This window comes from Mesorhizobium sp. AA22, assembly GCF_001672375.2.
Classification (GTDB): Bacteria; Pseudomonadota; Alphaproteobacteria; order Rhizobiales; family Rhizobiaceae; genus Mesorhizobium; species Mesorhizobium wenxiniae.
Genome location: NZ_CP048406.1, coordinates 6,517,885 through 6,533,788, shown reverse-complemented (window position 1 = coordinate 6,533,788; position 15,904 = coordinate 6,517,885). Strand labels below are relative to the sequence as shown.

Here is a 15,904-nt window from a genome sequence, read left to right as displayed (position 1 = left end):
CCTTTGACTAGAAACGCGGATCAGCATCTTTTGTTGCCGCCTCTTATTAGAATCCCGTTATGTTCTATCCAGTTCATATGTGCCGGCGACCTAGACCCGATCATGTGGGCCCTGTGAGTGCCGGCGCCGGCAGGCTCGACTTCATTCCCGCCGATGATGCCTACCTTGGTAGCCAAGCCGCCCCAAGGTGACGACTGGTTTTACGAGGCCAAGTTCGACGTCTACCGCTCGCAGCTCATCAGCAACCTCAATGCCTTATAGGGCAAGGTGGAGCGGGTAGCGGGAATCGAACCCGCGCGTTCAGCTTGGGAAGCTGACAAGCTACCATTACATCATACCCGCGCAGCAGCCTCGTTACCACGCAAGCCGGCGTTCGGGCAATCGTTAAGCGTGCACTCGTGCCTTCCAGCCATCCGACTGTAACTCCGTCATGGCAAGGGAGCCGGCCTTGCAACATAAGTTGGCGAGCAGACAATCCGGCCAACCCGCCATGCGGAGCAACTGGGAGTCAGAGACCCGCCTTGATGCCAGCGCGGCAAGTGCGTATTTCTGGACCTGTGCCCGAATCGGGGCAACCGAATCTGGAGACACGCCTTGTCCGCACTGACGCGCTTTCTCGGCGATTCGCCGCTCCGGGTGTTCCTGAAGCTGCTGGTGGTATCGTTCCTCGTCGGCCTAGTCATGAACGCATTCGGCTGGTCGCCGATGGATGTGCTCTACGGTGTCCGGAATTTCTTCGTCGATCTCTGGAATCTGGGCTTCCGCGCCATTGACCGTTTTCTCGGCTATATCTTGCTGGGCGCGGCGATTGTCATTCCGGCCTTCATCCTGCTCAGGATCGCCAACTATCGGAAATAGAGCATGACCCCAAGCCGAAGGTCAGTGTAGCAAAAGTGGGCCGGCTTTTGCTCCGCTGACCTGTGGTTCGGCAGGGAAGTCCTAGAAGGTCGTCAGGCGAACCCTGACGCCACTTCGAACAGGATGGAATGGCGCGCGGCGAGGGCCGCCACATCAGTCGAATAGCCGCCGCCGATAACGCCGCAGACCGGGATGCCGAGCGCGCGGAAATGACGGATCACCATGTCGTCGCGGGCGCGCAGCCCCTCGTTCGACAGTGACAACCTGCCAAGCCGGTCCTCGGCATGAACGTCGACCCCAGCATTGTAGAAAACGATGTCCCAGCGCGCCTTGGCGGTGAGTTCCGGCAGGACGCCGCCCAACCTTTCGAGATAGGCCGCATCGCCGGTGCCATCGGGCAGAGCGATGTCGAGGTCGGAAGCGATCTTTCGCGTCGGATAGTTGCGGTCGCCATGCATGGAAAACGTGAATACGCGCCGCTCCTCGCCAACAATATCCGCCGTGCCGTCGCCCTGATGCACGTCGAGATCGACGATCAGGATGTTGCCGGCGGCAGCTTCGGCAAGCAGCACCAGTGAAGCCACGGCAACATCGTTGAAGGTGCAGAAGCCGGCGCCTTGCGCGCGCCGCGCATGATGGCTGCCGCCGGCGGTATTGCAGGCGATGCCGTTCAGCAACGCCAGCCGCGCTGCCAGCACGGTGCCGCCCGTTGCGAGCTGCGCCCTGAGCGAGACGCGCGGGCCCACCGGAAAGCCGATCTCGCGCTCGATTTTTTCAGGCACTTCGCAGGCCAGCACCTGGTCGACATAACCGGCGGCATGGGCAAGCTTCAGCCATGATGCCGGCGCCGGTTCGGGCACGTTGAGAGCGGCGGGGCCGGTCAGTCCGCGCGCGCCCAAGGCTTCCATCAGCAGCTTGTATTTGCTCATGGGGAAGCGATGGTTGACTGCGAAGCCGGCGTCGTAGTCGGGATGATGAACGATCTGCAGGGGCATTTGGGTGGTTTACGGCGGGTGCGCCAGAGGCGGGTTTCGGTTGGCCGTGGCGGGATGAGCGGTTGCGCGGCGTCCGGAATCTGGGCCACATCGGCTGTTCGATCAAGCCACGATGGGGAAGCGGGTCCTGGATCAGGTGTCAGCAGCGGCCAACGGCCGGTCTTTCGTCGTCACCAACCGCTCGGTGCTCGCCATCGCGGTGCCGATGACGCTTGCCTATCTGACGACGCCGCTGCTCGGCATCGTCGACACGGCCGTGGTCGGGCAGTTGGGCGACGCTGCCCTTCTCGGTGGTCTGGCGGCGGGCGCCCTGGTCTTCGACGTCGTCTTCACCTCCTTCAATTTCCTGCGTTCCGGCACCACAGGCCTCGTCGCCCAGGCGCTCGGACGCGGCGACGAACTGGAGGAACAGGCGGTGTTCTGGCGCGCCGTGCTAATCGCGGTCGTCGCCGGCATTGTGCTTGCCGCACTTGCGCCACTGGTCGCCATCGCCGGACAATGGTTCATGAGCGCCGAGGCGCGCGTCAGCGAGGCGATGGCCGTCTATATCCGCATCAGATTGCTCGCCGCACCGTTCTCGCTGATCAACTACGCCATCCTCGGCTATGTGCTGGGGCGCGGCGAGGGCGGGCTGGGCCTGATGCTGCAATTGGTGCTGAACGGCATCAACATTGCGCTCTGCATCCTGCTGGGGCTGGAGCTCGGCTGGGGCGTCGCCGGTGTCGCCTGGGCCACCGTCACCGGTGAATTCGTCGCCATGCTCCTTGGCCTGGCGATCATCGGCCGGCGTTTCTGGGCAGCGCCCCGGCTGCCGCGCCATCGCATCCTCGACCTGTCGGCATTCCTGCGCATGATGTCGCTCAACCGTGACATCATGATCCGGTCGTTTTCGCTGCTCGCCGCTTTCGCACTGTTCACTCGCCAGGGCGCGCAATTCGGCACGGTGACGTTGGCCGCCAACGCAGTGCTGATGAACTTCTTCCTCATCGCCGGCTATTTCCTCGACGGTTTCGCCACGGCGGCCGAACAGCTCGCCGGGCGTGCCGTGGGCGCGCGTGCCGCGATGCAATTCCGGCAGGCGGTGCGGCTGACCCTGTTCTGGGGCTTCGGGCTGGCGGCCGCGGCGACGCTCGTCTTTTTGCTGGGCGGTACTGATCTGGTCGCCCTGATCACGACGTCGGAAGACGTTCGCGCCGTTGCCGACAACTATCTGGCCTGGGCGGCGTTCACCGCGCTCAGCGGCGTGCTGGCGTTTCAGATGGATGGCGTCTTCATCGGCGCGACCTGGTCGCGCGACATGCGTAACATGATGCTGTTGTCGTTCCTTGTCTTCAGCGCGGCCTTGCTCATCCTGGCGCCGGCCTTCGGCAATCACGGCCTGTGGGCGGCGCTGCACGTCTTCCTGCTGGTGCGCGGCTTCAGCCTGCTTGCCATTTTGCGCGTGCGGATGCGGACAGCCTTTTAGAGCGTACTTCGGGTTAGAGCGGCTTGGACGCCCATTGATCGAGGCTGGTATCGCGCAACTCGCGCAGCGACTTGAGCCGTTGCATGTCCGCGAACCGGACCATTCCAGAAAGAATGCGGCCCGGCAGCGTAGGCCCGGCATAGATCATGCCGGTGTAGAGCTGGACGAGATCGGCGCCGGCGCGGATCTTCTCCAGCGCCGTCTCAATGGAATCGACGCCGCCGACGCCGATCATGGCGCGGTCCGGGCCAAGCAGTTTGCGCATCTTTGCCAGCACGATGGTCGAGCGCTCGAACAACGGTTTTCCCGAAAGCCCACCGGTCTCGCCGGCGAAACCGGCGCTGCGCAGCCGCGGCCGCGCAATCGTGGTGTTGGAAACGATGACGCCGTCTATTGCCTTCTCGGTGACCTCGGCGGCGATATCCTCCAGCTCGGCCTCAACGAGGTCCGGCGCGATCTTGAGAAAGATGGGCGGCTGCGCTGCAGCTGCCGTACGTGCGGCCATTACGCGCGACAGGAGCTCGCCGAGCTGTTCACGGGCCTGCATGTTGCGCAGACCCGGCGTGTTCGGCGAGGAGATGTTGACCGTCAGGTAGCTGGCGTATGGCGCAAACCTGACAACGCCGCGTTCATAGTCACTGACGCGGTCGGTGCTGTCTTTGTTGGCACCGATATTGATGCCGACGATGCCGGCGCGGCCCTTGCGGGCAGCAAGCCGTTCTTCGGCAGCCTGGTGACCCTCATTGTTGAAGCCCAGCCGGTTGATCACCGCTTCGTCCGATGTCAGCCGGAAAATGCGCGGCTTCGGGTTGCCGGCCTGCGGCAGCGGTGTGATCGTGCCGATCTCGGCAAAGCCAAAGCCGAGGCCAAGCAGCGCATCGGGAACCTCGGCGTTCTTGTCGTAGCCGGCAGCCATGCCGAGCGGATTGGGGAAATCGATGCCGAAGACGCTGACTTTCAGCCTGTCGTCGCGCACGGGGCGCCGGGCGACCGGCAGCCCGCATTTCAGCGCGGCGATCGACAGGCCGTGGGCGGCTTCCGGATCGAATGCGAACAGGAGCCTCTGGCCGAGCCGGTCGAGCACGCTCATTCGGCCTCCAGCGTTGGGAACTGGTGCAGGCCGCCGGTGCCGAGCGGCAACGGTTGCACCCAGACGACGGCCTTGAGGTCGAGCGGGCCGTAAAGATGCGGGAACAGCGCGCCGCCGCGCGAGACCTCGTATTTCAGCAAATCACCCAGTTTGGCGCCATCGATGGCGACCAGCAGCAGCCCGGTCTGGCCGGCAAAATGTTTTGCCGCCGTTTCCCTGGCCTGGCCGGCGGTGGAAAAATGAATGAAGCCATCGGCGACATCGATCGGCGCGCCGGTGAAGCGGCCATTTCTTTCGGCCTCGCGCCACAACGGTTCCGGTACTATCTTGTAGATAATCTGAGACATGGTTGCGCTATAGTCCGAACCAACCATACGGGGAAGAGGCAAGCAGGTTCCGGAAAAGTGTCACACGGTTTTCCGACAAGAATCTGCGTAAGGTAAAGGCCAGGGTTCTTCCCCATTTCCGGCGCAAACATGCGATAAATTGCGCTTACTGGCCTATGGAGGACAATATGCGTCCGCAGCACGTCTTGATTCCCGCAGCACTCGTCTCGTTCGTCGCGGCATCAGCCTTTTCCGAGGAGACCGACCGCTACCGGCTGGAAAAGTCGGCCACCGGCTATGTCCGCATGGACACGCAGACCGGTGCGATGTCGATCTGCGAGGAGCGTTCCGGCCAGCTCGTCTGCAAGATGGCGGCCGATGAACGCGCCGCCTTCCAGGACGAGATCGACCGGCTGCAGAATTCGGTGAAGGCGCTCGACCAGCGCGTCGTCAAGCTCGAGAACTCGCTTGCGGCCCGCTTTGAGTCGACATTGCCCAGCGAGGAGGATTTCAACAAGACGATGAGCTACATGGAGCGCTTCCTGCGCAGCTTCATGGGTATCGTCAAGGACATGGAAAAGGACAGCGGCGAGGATAGCGCCAAGCCCAATTCGCAAAAAACCTGAGCACCATTCACCGTGCGAACCCGGCGCATAGGCTTGCCGCTTGAAAACGGCTGATATCGTCGCATAATCGTTCGACTGATCCCGTAAGAAGCAGACAATCAGTGGGATTCGGGGAGGGTCATGTGCCGTCAGGCTACACTTTCGTCATCGCTGACGATCATCCACTTTTTCGCGGCGCGCTGAGAGAGGCGCTTGCCGGCATCGGCAATGTCGCCGGCATTCACGAGGCCGGCGATTTCGAAAGCGCCAAGGCGCTGGTCGTGGCCAATGAGGACGTCGATCTGGTGCTGCTCGATCTGTCCATGCCGGGCGCGAGCGGCCTTTCCGGTCTGATCTCGCTGCGCGGCATCCACCCGACGGTGCCGCTGGTGGTGGTGTCGGCGCATGACGATCCGGTGACCATCCGGCGCGCGCTTGATCTCGGCGCTTCGGGTTTCATCTCCAAATCGGCCAGCATGGAGGAAATCCGCAGCGCCGTGCAGTCGGTGCTTGCCGGCGACATCGCTGCGCCCACGGGCATCGATCTCGGCGTCGAGCGCGATCCCGAGATATCCGATCTGATCAAGCGGCTGCAGACGCTGACGCCGCAGCAGACGCGCGTGCTCGGCATGCTGGGCGAAGGGCTGCTCAACAAGCAGATCGCCTACGAACTCGGTGTCTCCGAAGCGACGATCAAGGCGCATGTCTCGGCCATTTTGCAGAAGCTTGGCGTCGACAGCCGCACCCAGGCGGTGATCCTGCTCTCCAAGATCGGCAGCGACCCGCTGCAGGCAGCCAGCTGAGCTAGAGCATTTTGCAGCCAAGTGGAATCACTTGGCGTTGCAGCGGCTAAACAGATAGATAGAGCGGGGTGCCCGTTCAATTGAACGCATCCCGCTCCAGCATCCTTGGTCAACACAAAGATTATGACCGTTACTCGGCCGCGGACGCCAGCGGCCTGACCCTCGCCATCATCGAGCGCAGCACCGCTGGTTTGAGTGGCTTATTGATCACCGGCACGTCGAGTCTGCCGGCGGTGGCGCGCACCTCGCTCGAGCGGTCGGCGGTGACCAGCACGGCCGGCATGTCCTGGCCGTGGATCGCACGCAGTTTGACGATCGCGTCAAGGCCGGTCTCGCCGTCGAGATGGTAGTCGGCAAGCACGATGTCGGGGCGATGCGTGACGGACCCCTCGAGATCCCCCGTGCCGGCAAACGTGTCGACGCTGCAGCCCCAGCCTTCGAGCAGCAGCCGCATGCCGTCGAGGATGCGGGCATCGTTGTCGATGCAGAGCACGCGAAGCCCGGCAAGCGAAGCAGCAGTGCGGACCGGCGCTTTCGCCGTGACCACGCGCCGTGGCTCCTGCGCTGCCGCGACCGGCAGGATGACGGAAAAGCGCGTGCCCTTGCCTGGGTTTGAAAAGATCTGGAGTTCGAGGCGCAAGACGCGAGCGATGCGGTCGACGATGGAGAGGCCGAGCCCGAGGCCGTCAGCTTCGCGCGCACCCTCGTCGAGCCGGGTGAATTCGTGAAAGACCGTGTTCAGCTTATCGCCGGCAATGCCGATGCCGGTATCGATTACCTGGATCTCGGCCAGTTCGCCGCGCCGCCGCACGCCGACCAGGATGCGGCCATGGCGCGTGTATTTGATGGCGTTGGACACCAGGTTCTGGATCAGGCGGCGTAGCAGATTGCGATCCGTCATCACGCTGAGTGACGAGGGCATGATCGTCAGGCCGAGCTTCCTCTCGGCGGCAAGCGGCTGGAAGTCGTTGCCAATCTGCCGCAGCAGCTCGTCCAGGCTGAAGACGGTGTCGTCCGGTTTCATCGCGCCGGCATCGAGGCGGGAGATGTCGAGCACCGCGCCGAGAATGGTCTCGACCGATTCCAGCGAAGATTCGATGTTGTTTGCGGCCTTGCCGGTCGGGCCCTTGCCGGCCTTTTCGATCAGCGACGAGCAATAGAGGCGGGCGGCGTTCAGGGGCTGCAGGATATCGTGGCCGGCGGCGGCAAGGAAACGCGTTTTGCCGAGATTGGCCTCCTCGGCCAGCATCTGCGCCTGTGCCAGTTCCTCGTTGACGCGGGTCAGTTCGACAGTGCGGTCCTTGACGCGTTGTTCCAGCGATTCATTGGCGCGCTTGAGCGCCAGATCCTGCTCGACGCGCCCTGAGATGTCGGCATAGGTGGCGACGATGCCGCCATCTGGCATTGGGTTGGAGCGCAACTCCAGGATGCGGCCGCTGGTCTTCAGCTCCATCTGCCATGGGCTGACGAAACTGGTGAGGCGGTTGAGCATCGCCACCCGCTGGTCGGCCGGAATGTCGCCGCGCTCGGCCAGGTGGCGCAGGATGCGGTCGAGCGAGACGCCGACCTGGCCCATCTCGTCGGGCAGGTCGAACAGCGCCCGATACTGGCGATTCCAGCAGATCAGCCGGAAATCCCTGTCGAAGACGGTGATGCCTTGTTCCATCTGGTCGAGCGCGATCTGCAGCAGGTCGCGATTGTGCTGCAGCGCCTCGGTGGCGTCGTCGAGCAGGCGGAAGGCATCCTTGGATTCGCGGTCGTTGCGGCGCAGCAGCAGCGACAGGATCAGCCGAGCCGAGGAGGAGCCGACGGCACTCGCCAGAAGCTGCTCGGAGAAGCGGATGACGTCCATGCTGGCTTGTTCGTTGCCGTGCAGCGAAGCGCCGCTGCTCTCTTCAAACGACTGGAAGGACCGCTCGGTGCGTTCGACGCCAAGATAGCGCGCGATGGTGTCCTTGAGGTCGTTGACGGTGACGGTGGTGCGGAAGCGGCGCAGGCTCGGCATCGGGCTCGCCTCGCGCGGCACGAAGATCGACGCCTGGATGCGTTCCAGCGGCACCGACGCGCGCGACAGCGAGCCGAGCACGAAGAACAGCGTGTTGATCGACAGGCTCCACAAGACGCCGTGGTTCAGCGGCTCGGCGATGGTGCCGAACAGCGCTTGCGGCCGCAATGCGTCGAAGCCGAACAGGCCGTGGACGACAATGCCGGTGTCGGACGCGGCGAGCGAAGGAAGCAGCAGCGTATAGCTCCAGACGACGATGCCGGCGACCATGCCGAGCGCCGCCCCCCTGCCGTTGGCGCCGCGCCAGATCAGTCCGCCGATCAAGGCCGGCGCGAACTGCGCGATCGCGGCGAAGGACATCAGGCCGATAGAGGAGAGCCGCGCGCTGTCGGTGCTCTCGCGATAGTAGAGGAAGGCGATGAACAGCATGATGAAGATCGCCGCACGTCGCACGTTGAGGATGAGCGCTGACCAGTCCTCGTTCTCGGATGTCGTGGTCTTGAGCAGGCGACGCACAAACAGCGGAATGACGAGGTCGTTGGAGATCATGATCGACAGCGCGACACTTTCTACGATCACCATCGCGGTCGCCGCCGACAGGCCGCCGATGAAGGCGGCCATGGCCAACACATCGTGACCGCTGAGCAGCGGCAGCGACAGGACATAGAGATCGCTGCTGGTTCTGGTACCGACCAGCGCCAAGCCGGCGAGCGCGATCGGCAGCACGAAAAGGTTGATCGCCACCAGATAGAGCGGAAACACCCATGTCGCGGTGCGCAGTTCGGCCTCGCTGCGGTTCTCGACGATGGTGACGTAGAACTGGCGCGGCAGCATGATGATGGCGAAACCGCTCAAACACGTCAGTACCAGCCAGGTGGCGAGCGACGTGCTGTAGCCCATCGCCTGCTGCACTTGTGTATTCTCGGCGAGCTTGTCGACCATATCGCCCGGGCCGCCGAAGATCAGGAAGGTCACCATCAGGCCGATCGCCAGGAAGGCCGCGAGCTTGACGACCGTTTCCACCGCGACGGCCAGTACCAGCCCGTCCTGGTGCTCGGTGGCGTCGGCGTGGCGCGTGCCGAACAGCACCGCAAACAGCGCAAGCAGCATGGCGACGACCAGCGAGATGTCGCTGACGAAGGGATCGAAGGAGGGCGGCGAGCCGGTATAATGCTCGACCATCAGGCTGACCGAACCGGAAATCGCCTTCAACTGCAGCGCCATGTAAGGCACCGCGCCTACCGTCGCAATCAGCGTGGCAATCGCTGCTACTGCGAAACTCTTGCCGTAGCGGGCGCCGAGGAAGTCGGCGATCGAGGTGATCTTCTCTGTCTTGGCCAGCCTGACGATGCGCCGAAGCAGCGGAAAGCCGAACACGAACACCAGCACCGGGCCGATATAGATGCCGAGGAATTCAAGGCCGCGCTCGGAGGAAAGGCCGACCGAACCGAAGAACGTCCAGGAGGTGCAGTAGATCGCCAGGCTGAGCGCATAGATGAAGGGCCGGGCCCGGTCAGACCCGGATGTCGTTGAGCGCCGGTCGCCGAGGCTGGCGATGGCGAACAGCAACGTCACATAGGCAATCGCAATGATGACGACGAACCAGCCCTGCACGGCCTGACAATCCTCCCTTGCCGGTTTTGCATCCGGCCTGCTGAGACGCAATCACAGCTTGGCGATCAAGTCCATCGCGGCTTTCGGCGCAGGATAGCTGCGGCTTCGGGAATTTTGCCGGCGGAAACGGTCTTTTGTCCATGCTGCAACCGCAGGTTTTTGCTATTGTGCACGTGGAGCCAACGAGCGGGCGAGGACGGCGGCCTGGCCCGTCAGAACAAGGAGGGTCGAATGCTGAAAGAATTCCAGGAATTCATTTCCCGGGGTAACGTCATGGACCTGGCGGTCGCCGTCATTATCGGCGCTGCCTTCAGCAAGATCGTCGATTCACTGGTCAATGACATCATCATGCCGATAATCGGGGCGATTTTCGGCGGACTCGACTTCAACAACTATTTCCTGCCCTTGTCCTCAGCCGTCAACGCCGCATCGCTGGCGGAGGCCAAGAAGCAGGGCGCAGTCTTCGCCTATGGCAGTTTCATCACCGTCGCGCTGAATTTCATCATCCTCGCCTTCATAATCTTCCTGATGGTCAAGGCCGTGAACAATCTGCGCAAGCGGCTGGAGCGTGAGAAGCCAGCTGCGCCTGCCGCTCCGCCGCCGGCCGATGTTGCGCTGCTCACCGAAATTCGCGATCTCCTCGCCAGGCAATAATCCGAAGACAGATTCCCTGGACCAAAACCCCGGTCGGTTTCGGCCGGGGTTTTCTATTTTCGCCTGTCGTAAAACACGCTAGCTGTCCAGAAGACGGAAAACGGATCCATCCATGACCCTCATCGAGGATTTGCGCGCCGAGGCCCGGGCTGCGCCGGAAAGCGGCATTGTCGCCGTCATGAACCGCGGCCGCGACCGCGACGGCATGATCCCGCTCTGGGCCGGCGAGGGCGACCTGCCGACGCCCGCCTTCATCACCGATGCCGCTGCCCGGGCACTGGCCGGCGGCGAGACCTTCTATACCTGGCAGAAAGGCATCCCCGAACTGAGGCAGGCGCTCGCCCGCTATTACGTCAGGCATTTCGGCAAGAGTTTCGCCGAGGAAGAATTCATCGTCACCGGCTCGGGCATGCATGCCATCCAGCTGGCGATCAATGCCTTCGCCGGGACGGGGGACGAGGTCGTCTATCTGTCGCCGGCCTGGCCGAATTTCGCCGCAGCCGCCGGCGTGGCGGGCGCCGTCCCGGTCGCTGTCACGCTCGACCAGTCCGGCAATGGCTGGTCCTGCGACGTCGGCAAGATCGAGGCGGCGATCACGCCAAGGACGAAGGCGCTGTTCGTCAACTCGCCGTCCAATCCGACCGGCTGGACCGCCGACAGGGAGACGCTGCAGGCGATCCTCGACCTCGCCCGCGAAAAGGGCCTGTGGATCATCGCCGATGAGATCTATTCACTGTTCCACTACGGCGACAGTCGCGCGCCGTCCTTCATCGACATCATGGCCGACGAAGATCGCATCCTCTTCGTCAACAGCTTCTCCAAGAACTGGGCGATGACCGGCTGGCGCGTCGGCTGGATCAAGACCCATCCTTCGCTGCAGCAGGTGTTCGAGAACCTGGTCCAGTATTCGACCTCAGGTGTTGCCCAGTTCATGCAGCGCGGCGCGGTCGTCGCGCTCGACGAAGGCGATGCCTTCATCGCTGAGCAGGTGGAGCGGGCAAGGGCTGCGCGCGATCTGGTCTGCGGCATCCTGGCTGCGACCGGCAGGGCACGCTTCACCGTGCCGCAGGGCGCGTTCTATCTGTTCTTCGCGGTCGACGGCATCACCGATTCACGCGCCGCCGCCTTCGACATCGTCGACCGCGCCAATGTCGGTCTGGCACCCGGAACCGCCTTCGGCCCTGGCGGCGAGGCCTTCCTCAGGCTGTGCTTCCACCGCCGCCTCGACCAGCTCGAGGAAGCGGCGCACCGGCTGGCGAAGTGGATGACGAGTATGTGAGTTGCCTTCGATCCCCGAGTTGAAACTCGGGGATCAGCCGCCGGACTTCGGCACCAGCAACGGAATGACGCGGTCGCTTTCCCTCACCGAAGGCCGGCCCGCAGAACCGTAAGAGATACCCAAAGCATCCCAAGTCTCAACCAGCGCATCCTGAAGTTCCGCGATCAGGTGATCCGAATGGAACGGCGACGGCGTAATGCGCAGCCGTTCGGTGCCGCGCGGCACGGTCGGGTAGTTGATCGGCTGGATGTAGATGCCGTGGACGCCGAGCAGGCGGTCGCTGGCCATCTTGCAGAGCTCGGGATCGCCGACGAGCAGCGGCACGATGTGGGTAGCGGAGTCCATCACCGGCAAGCCGGCGGCGGTAAGAACCTGCTTGGTCCGCGTCGCCTGGCGCTGCTGTGCGTCGCGTTCGGACTGCGATCGCTTCAGATGGCGGATCGACGTGGTCGCCGCGGCGGCGATGGCCGGCGGCAGCGCTGTGGTGAAAATGAAGCCCGGCGCATAGGAGCGCACGGCATCGATCACCGCATTTGTGCCGGTGATATAGCCGCCGAGCGTGCCGAACGCCTTGGCCAGCGTGCCTTCGATGATGTCGATACGGTCTGCCAGCCCTTCGCGCTCGGTGATGCCGCCGCCGCGCGGTCCGTACATCCCGACGGCATGGACCTCGTCGATATAGGTCATGGCGTTGTAGCGCTCGGCAAGATCGACGATCTGCTTGATCGGCGCGATGTCACCATCCATCGAATAGACGCTCTCGAAGACGATCAGCTTGGCGCGTTCGCGGCCCGCCGCCTGCAGCAGGCCTTCAAGATGCGCAACGTCGTTGTGACGAAAGATCTTCTTCTCGGCGCCCGAACGCCGCACGCCCTCGATCATCGAGGCGTGGTTCAACTCGTCCGAGACAATCAGGCAGTTGGGCAGAAGCCGCGCAATGGTCGAGATCGAGGCTTCGTTGGAGACAAAGCCCGAGGTGAAGACGAGTGCGGCTTCCTTGTCGTGCAGGTCGGCCAGTTCCAGTTCGAGCTCGACCAGCGGATTGCTGGTGCCGGAGATGTTGCGGGTGCCACCGGCGCCAGATCCCATCTTGCCGGCGGCGTTCTGCAGCGCAGCGATGACGTCTGGATGCTGGCCCATGCCGAGATAGTCGTTGGAGCACCAGACAGTGATTTCCTGGGCGCGGCCGTTGGCGCGCCAGATGGCGCGTGGGAATTTCCCGACGATGCGCTCGAGGTCGGCGAAGATGCGGTAGCGACGCTCTGCATGGAGCTGGTCGATCGCGTCTTCGAAGAACCGCTGATAGTTCATTTCGGCTTCCCAATTTTTGCGTGGGATCATAATCATTGCCCTATTCGACGTCTACTTGGCCTTTTTGGTCAAAATGCCACGCCCCAAGCCTGTTCCTAACGACCACGGATCATGGCCTATTCCCTTGATGTGCATGAATTTTGTTTCAGGACTATGCCACGCGCCGATGAGACTGGTTGCCGCAGGCACTAATGCTACTAATGACCTAGCGGCAGGCTTTCCAGTAAGGCAGGTGTTGAGACAGTTTCCGATAAATCTTGAGCAGCGAGGATGCGGATGACGGTTTTGGTGACAGGCGGTGCCGGCTATATCGGCAGCCATATGGTCTGGGAGCTGCTGGACGCGGGCGACAGCGTTGTCGTCCTCGACCGGCTTTCGACCGGTTTTGAGTGGGCGGTGGCGCCGGAGGCAAAGCTCGTTGTCGGCGATGTCGCCGACAGGGAGCTGGTCGGCTCGATCATCCGCGACAACAAGGTCGACGCGATCATCCATTTTGCCGGCTCCATCGTGGTTCCCGAATCGGTTGCCGACCCGCTCGGTTATTACGAGAACAACACCTGCAAGACGCGCACGCTGATCGAGACCGCAGTGCGCGAAGGCGTGCCCAATTTCATCTTCTCCTCGACCGCCGCCGTCTATGGCGGCGCCGGGCTGGAGCCGGTGCGTGAAGATGCCCGCCTTGCACCGGAATCGCCCTACGGCCTGTCCAAGCTGATGAGCGAATGGATGCTGCGCGACGCCGCAATTGCCTATGGTTTGCGCTATACGGCGCTGCGCTACTTCAACGTCGCCGGCGCCGACCCGAAGGGCCGCACCGGCCAGTCCACGCCTGGCGCCACGCATCTGATCAAGGTCGCCTGCGAGACGGCGCTCGGCAAGCGACCCCTTATGCAGGTGTTCGGCACCGACTATCCGACGCCAGACGGCACCTGCATGCGCGACTACATACATGTCAGCGATCTGGCGGTGGCGCATCGGCTGGCGCTGGAACGCCTGCGCGCCGGCGGGACAAGTCTCGTCGCCAATTGCGGCTACAGCCACGGCTATTCGGTGCTCGAGGTGATCGACAGCGTGCGGCGCGTCTTTGGTCATGATTTCGGGGTGCGGATGGGCGAGCGCCGTCCGGGCGACGCCGCAGCGGTAGTCGCTAATTCGGAGCTGGCGCGCCGCGAACTCGGCTGGACGCCGCAGCGCGACGACCTCGACCTGATCGTCGCCGACGCGCTGGCCTGGGAGCGCATTCTGACCGGCAAGAATTCGTCGCGGGGCTGAGACCAAGTTCTTAGCTCGAAAGCTCCACGCAGAAGCGCTATTGAAGGAGATGCGCGGCGCAGCGTAGGCGCATTTGGCCGCGTGTGACTTTGGGGGGCGGCATGAGAATATTGGTGCTCGGAGCCGGTGTGGTCGGCACGGCGGCCGCCTATTATCTGGCGAGCGACGGCCACGAGGTGACCGTCATCGAACGCCATCCGATGGCGGCGCGCGGCACCAGCCAATCGAATGCCGGGCTGGTGTCGCCGGGCGACGCCACCGCCTGGGCCTCGCCCGCTGCGCTGAAGACGTTCCTGCGCGCGCTTTACAACCACGATCTCGGCATCAAGGTGCGGCTGCGCTTCGATCCCTATTTCTTCGCCTGGAGTCTGCGCTTCCTGCGCCAGTGCACGCGAGCGCGCCTGCGTGCCAACACCGAAATCAAACTGCGCCTGGCGCTTTATTCGCGCGACTGCATCAACGCCATCTCTGCCGACACTGGCATTCACTATGACGAGCGCAAGAAGGGCATTCTCTATTTCTTCCGCTCGCAGCAGAGTCTTGATACCGGCACCGACAATTACCGCTATCTCGCCGAGCACGGTCTGCCGATCGAGATCGTCGGCCGCGACCGGCTGGTCGAGCTAGAGCCCGGGCTCGCCGGGGCCAAGGATAAGATCGCCGGCGGCGTCTATTCTCCGATCGACCAGACCGGCGACTCCAGCCAATTCACGCAGAACCTTGCTGCCTATGCCACCGAGAAACTCGGCATGCAATTCCTCTACGGCACGACGGTCAAAGGCCTCGACATTGAAGGCGATCGGGTGCGCGCGGTGATGACCTCGGCCGGTCCGATAACAGGCGACGCCGTGGTCATTTCGATGGGGCCGGAGAGCGGCCTGCTCGGTCGCCGCTACGGCGTCGATCTGCCGGTCTATCCGGTCAAGGGCTACACCGCGACCGTGCAACTGGAGGACGAGAGCAAGGGGCCGACCATGGGCGGCGCCGACGAGGATCAGCTTATCGCTTATTCGCGGCTCGGCAACCGGCTGCGGCTTGCTTCGACCGCCGAGTTCACCGGCTTCGACCGCACCCACAAGCCGAGCGATTTCGCCGCCATGTTCAGGACTGGCAACGATCTGTTCCCGGGTGCCTTCGACGAGAACAAGGCCGAGCTCTGGGCCGGCTTGCGGCCGATGATGCCAAACTCGGTGCCGGTCATCGGCCAAGCGCGCTACAGGAATCTATACCTCGATACCGGCCACGGCCATGTCGGCTGGACCATGGCTTGCGGCTCGGGAAAGTTCCTTGCCGATGTCGTCGCCGGCCGCAAGCCGGAGATCGACCCGCAAGGACTGGTCTACGTCAATTGAGGGGGAATTAACCGTCGTGTCGGCACCGGGTCCATTCGGCCAGCACCCATTCGGCAAGCCAGCCGCGTTCAAGCTCGCCAATCTGCGTCAGATTATCTTGCCTGACGGTGAGATGCCTGAAGCCGACAATTTCGAAATTTCCGCAGTCTGCGGGATGGTCGTGCTCGCCACAGGTTAGTTGCCACTCCCCATCGAGATGACGAATGACCAATGTGACTGGCCTCTCTGAGCGAAAGACGTGTCCACATACAAGAGCCCTTGTTTCCGGCATGAAC

Annotated in this window: 14 protein-coding genes and 1 tRNA gene; 9 read left to right on the top strand and 6 right to left on the bottom strand. The window is 63.1% G+C overall.

The window, feature by feature from the left end; translation table 11 throughout:
* Positions 1–268 precede the first annotated feature (268 nt).
* Positions 269–342: transfer RNA gene (locus tag A9K68_RS30845), tRNA-Gly, on the bottom strand.
* Between the two features lie 252 nt (positions 343–594).
* On the opposite strand from A9K68_RS30845, the gene A9K68_RS30840 reads away from it, so the two are divergent.
* Positions 595–858, top strand: coding sequence for a DUF6460 domain-containing protein (locus A9K68_RS30840; RefSeq protein WP_029356786.1), 264 nt, complete (start codon positions 595–597; stop codon positions 856–858).
* 92 nt (positions 859–950) lie between these two features.
* On the opposite strand, the gene A9K68_RS30835 is transcribed toward A9K68_RS30840, so the two are convergent.
* Complete coding sequence (locus tag A9K68_RS30835) at positions 951–1,853, bottom strand: histone deacetylase (RefSeq protein ID WP_029356785.1); 903 nt, start codon at positions 1,851–1,853, stop codon at positions 951–953.
* 112 nt (positions 1,854–1,965) lie between these two features.
* Here A9K68_RS30835 and A9K68_RS30830 point away from each other — a divergent pair, with 112 nt between their 5' ends.
* Positions 1,966–3,318, top strand: coding sequence for an MATE family efflux transporter (locus tag A9K68_RS30830; RefSeq protein ID WP_082982084.1), 1,353 nt, complete (start codon positions 1,966–1,968; stop codon positions 3,316–3,318).
* Between the two features lie 13 nt (positions 3,319–3,331).
* Here A9K68_RS30830 and A9K68_RS30825 read toward each other — a convergent pair whose 3' ends face one another.
* Positions 3,332–4,408, bottom strand: a complete 1,077-nt coding sequence (locus tag A9K68_RS30825; protein WP_065005828.1) for a quinone-dependent dihydroorotate dehydrogenase — start codon at positions 4,406–4,408, stop codon at positions 3,332–3,334.
* On the bottom strand, positions 4,405–4,755 hold the full coding sequence (locus A9K68_RS30820) for a DUF952 domain-containing protein (protein WP_065006117.1): 351 nt from the start codon (positions 4,753–4,755) through the stop codon (positions 4,405–4,407). The genes A9K68_RS30825 and A9K68_RS30820 overlap by 4 nt, the downstream gene beginning before the upstream one ends.
* A gap of 167 nt (positions 4,756–4,922) precedes the next feature.
* On the opposite strand from A9K68_RS30820, the gene A9K68_RS30815 reads away from it, so the two are divergent.
* Both A9K68_RS30815 and A9K68_RS30810 read left to right on the top strand, forming a co-directional pair.
* Positions 4,923–5,360 carry a hypothetical protein gene (locus A9K68_RS30815; protein ID WP_065006116.1) on the top strand — a complete coding sequence of 146 codons (438 nt, stop codon included), beginning with the start codon at positions 4,923–4,925 and terminating at the stop codon, positions 5,358–5,360.
* Between the two features lie 122 nt (positions 5,361–5,482).
* The gene (locus A9K68_RS30810) at positions 5,483–6,142 is read left to right on the top strand and encodes a response regulator transcription factor (RefSeq protein ID WP_029356776.1); all 660 of its coding nucleotides are present in this window, start codon (positions 5,483–5,485) and stop codon (positions 6,140–6,142) included.
* A 130-nt stretch (positions 6,143–6,272) separates the two neighbouring features.
* Here A9K68_RS30810 and A9K68_RS30805 read toward each other — a convergent pair whose 3' ends face one another.
* Positions 6,273–9,761 carry a PAS domain-containing hybrid sensor histidine kinase/response regulator gene (locus tag A9K68_RS30805; RefSeq protein WP_065005827.1) on the bottom strand — a complete coding sequence of 1,163 codons (3,489 nt, stop codon included), beginning with the start codon at positions 9,759–9,761 and terminating at the stop codon, positions 6,273–6,275.
* 231 nt (positions 9,762–9,992) lie between these two features.
* On the opposite strand from A9K68_RS30805, the gene mscL reads away from it, so the two are divergent.
* Together mscL and A9K68_RS30795 are read left to right on the top strand one after the other, a co-directional pair.
* Positions 9,993–10,415 (top strand): large conductance mechanosensitive channel protein MscL, encoded by a 423-nt coding sequence (gene mscL, locus A9K68_RS30800; protein WP_065006115.1) that lies wholly within the window; start codon positions 9,993–9,995, stop codon positions 10,413–10,415.
* 112 nt (positions 10,416–10,527) lie between these two features.
* The gene (locus A9K68_RS30795) at positions 10,528–11,694 is read left to right on the top strand and encodes a pyridoxal phosphate-dependent aminotransferase (protein ID WP_065005826.1); all 1,167 of its coding nucleotides are present in this window, start codon (positions 10,528–10,530) and stop codon (positions 11,692–11,694) included.
* Between the two features lie 33 nt (positions 11,695–11,727).
* On the opposite strand, the gene hemA is transcribed toward A9K68_RS30795, so the two are convergent.
* Positions 11,728–13,005, bottom strand: a complete 1,278-nt coding sequence (hemA, locus tag A9K68_RS30790; protein WP_065006114.1) for a 5-aminolevulinate synthase — start codon at positions 13,003–13,005, stop codon at positions 11,728–11,730.
* 276 nt (positions 13,006–13,281) lie between these two features.
* On the opposite strand from hemA, the gene galE reads away from it, so the two are divergent.
* From galE to A9K68_RS30775, 3 genes are all read left to right on the top strand, one after another.
* The gene (gene galE / locus A9K68_RS30785; protein WP_065006113.1) at positions 13,282–14,277 is read left to right on the top strand and encodes a UDP-glucose 4-epimerase GalE; all 996 of its coding nucleotides are present in this window, start codon (positions 13,282–13,284) and stop codon (positions 14,275–14,277) included.
* 101 nt (positions 14,278–14,378) lie between these two features.
* Entirely contained in the window at positions 14,379–15,629 is a 1,251-nt protein-coding gene (locus A9K68_RS30780; protein WP_065005825.1) for a D-amino acid dehydrogenase, read from the top strand.
* Between the two features lie 16 nt (positions 15,630–15,645).
* A complete protein-coding gene (locus A9K68_RS30775; protein ID WP_156768167.1) occupies positions 15,646–15,807 on the top strand; it encodes a hypothetical protein in 162 nt (53 codons plus the stop codon).
* Positions 15,808–15,904 lie beyond the last annotated feature (97 nt).

Coding starts and splice junctions, on each gene's coding strand:
- A9K68_RS30780 (WP_065005825.1), top strand. CDS start 14,379: ATGAGAATATTGGTGCTCGGAGCCGGTGTGGTCGGCACGGCGGCCGCC.
- A9K68_RS30825 (WP_065005828.1), bottom strand. CDS start 4,408: ATGAGCGTGCTCGACCGGCTCGGCCAGAGGCTCCTGTTCGCATTCGAT.
- A9K68_RS30830 (WP_082982084.1), top strand. CDS start 1,966: ATGGGGAAGCGGGTCCTGGATCAGGTGTCAGCAGCGGCCAACGGCCGG.
- A9K68_RS30795 (WP_065005826.1), top strand. CDS start 10,528: ATGACCCTCATCGAGGATTTGCGCGCCGAGGCCCGGGCTGCGCCGGAA.
- A9K68_RS30820 (WP_065006117.1), bottom strand. CDS start 4,755: ATGTCTCAGATTATCTACAAGATAGTACCGGAACCGTTGTGGCGCGAG.
- galE (WP_065006113.1), top strand. CDS start 13,282: ATGACGGTTTTGGTGACAGGCGGTGCCGGCTATATCGGCAGCCATATG.
- A9K68_RS30815 (WP_065006116.1), top strand. CDS start 4,923: ATGCGTCCGCAGCACGTCTTGATTCCCGCAGCACTCGTCTCGTTCGTC.
- hemA (WP_065006114.1), bottom strand. CDS start 13,005: ATGAACTATCAGCGGTTCTTCGAAGACGCGATCGACCAGCTCCATGCA.
- A9K68_RS30835 (WP_029356785.1), bottom strand. CDS start 1,853: ATGCCCCTGCAGATCGTTCATCATCCCGACTACGACGCCGGCTTCGCA.
- mscL (WP_065006115.1), top strand. CDS start 9,993: ATGCTGAAAGAATTCCAGGAATTCATTTCCCGGGGTAACGTCATGGAC.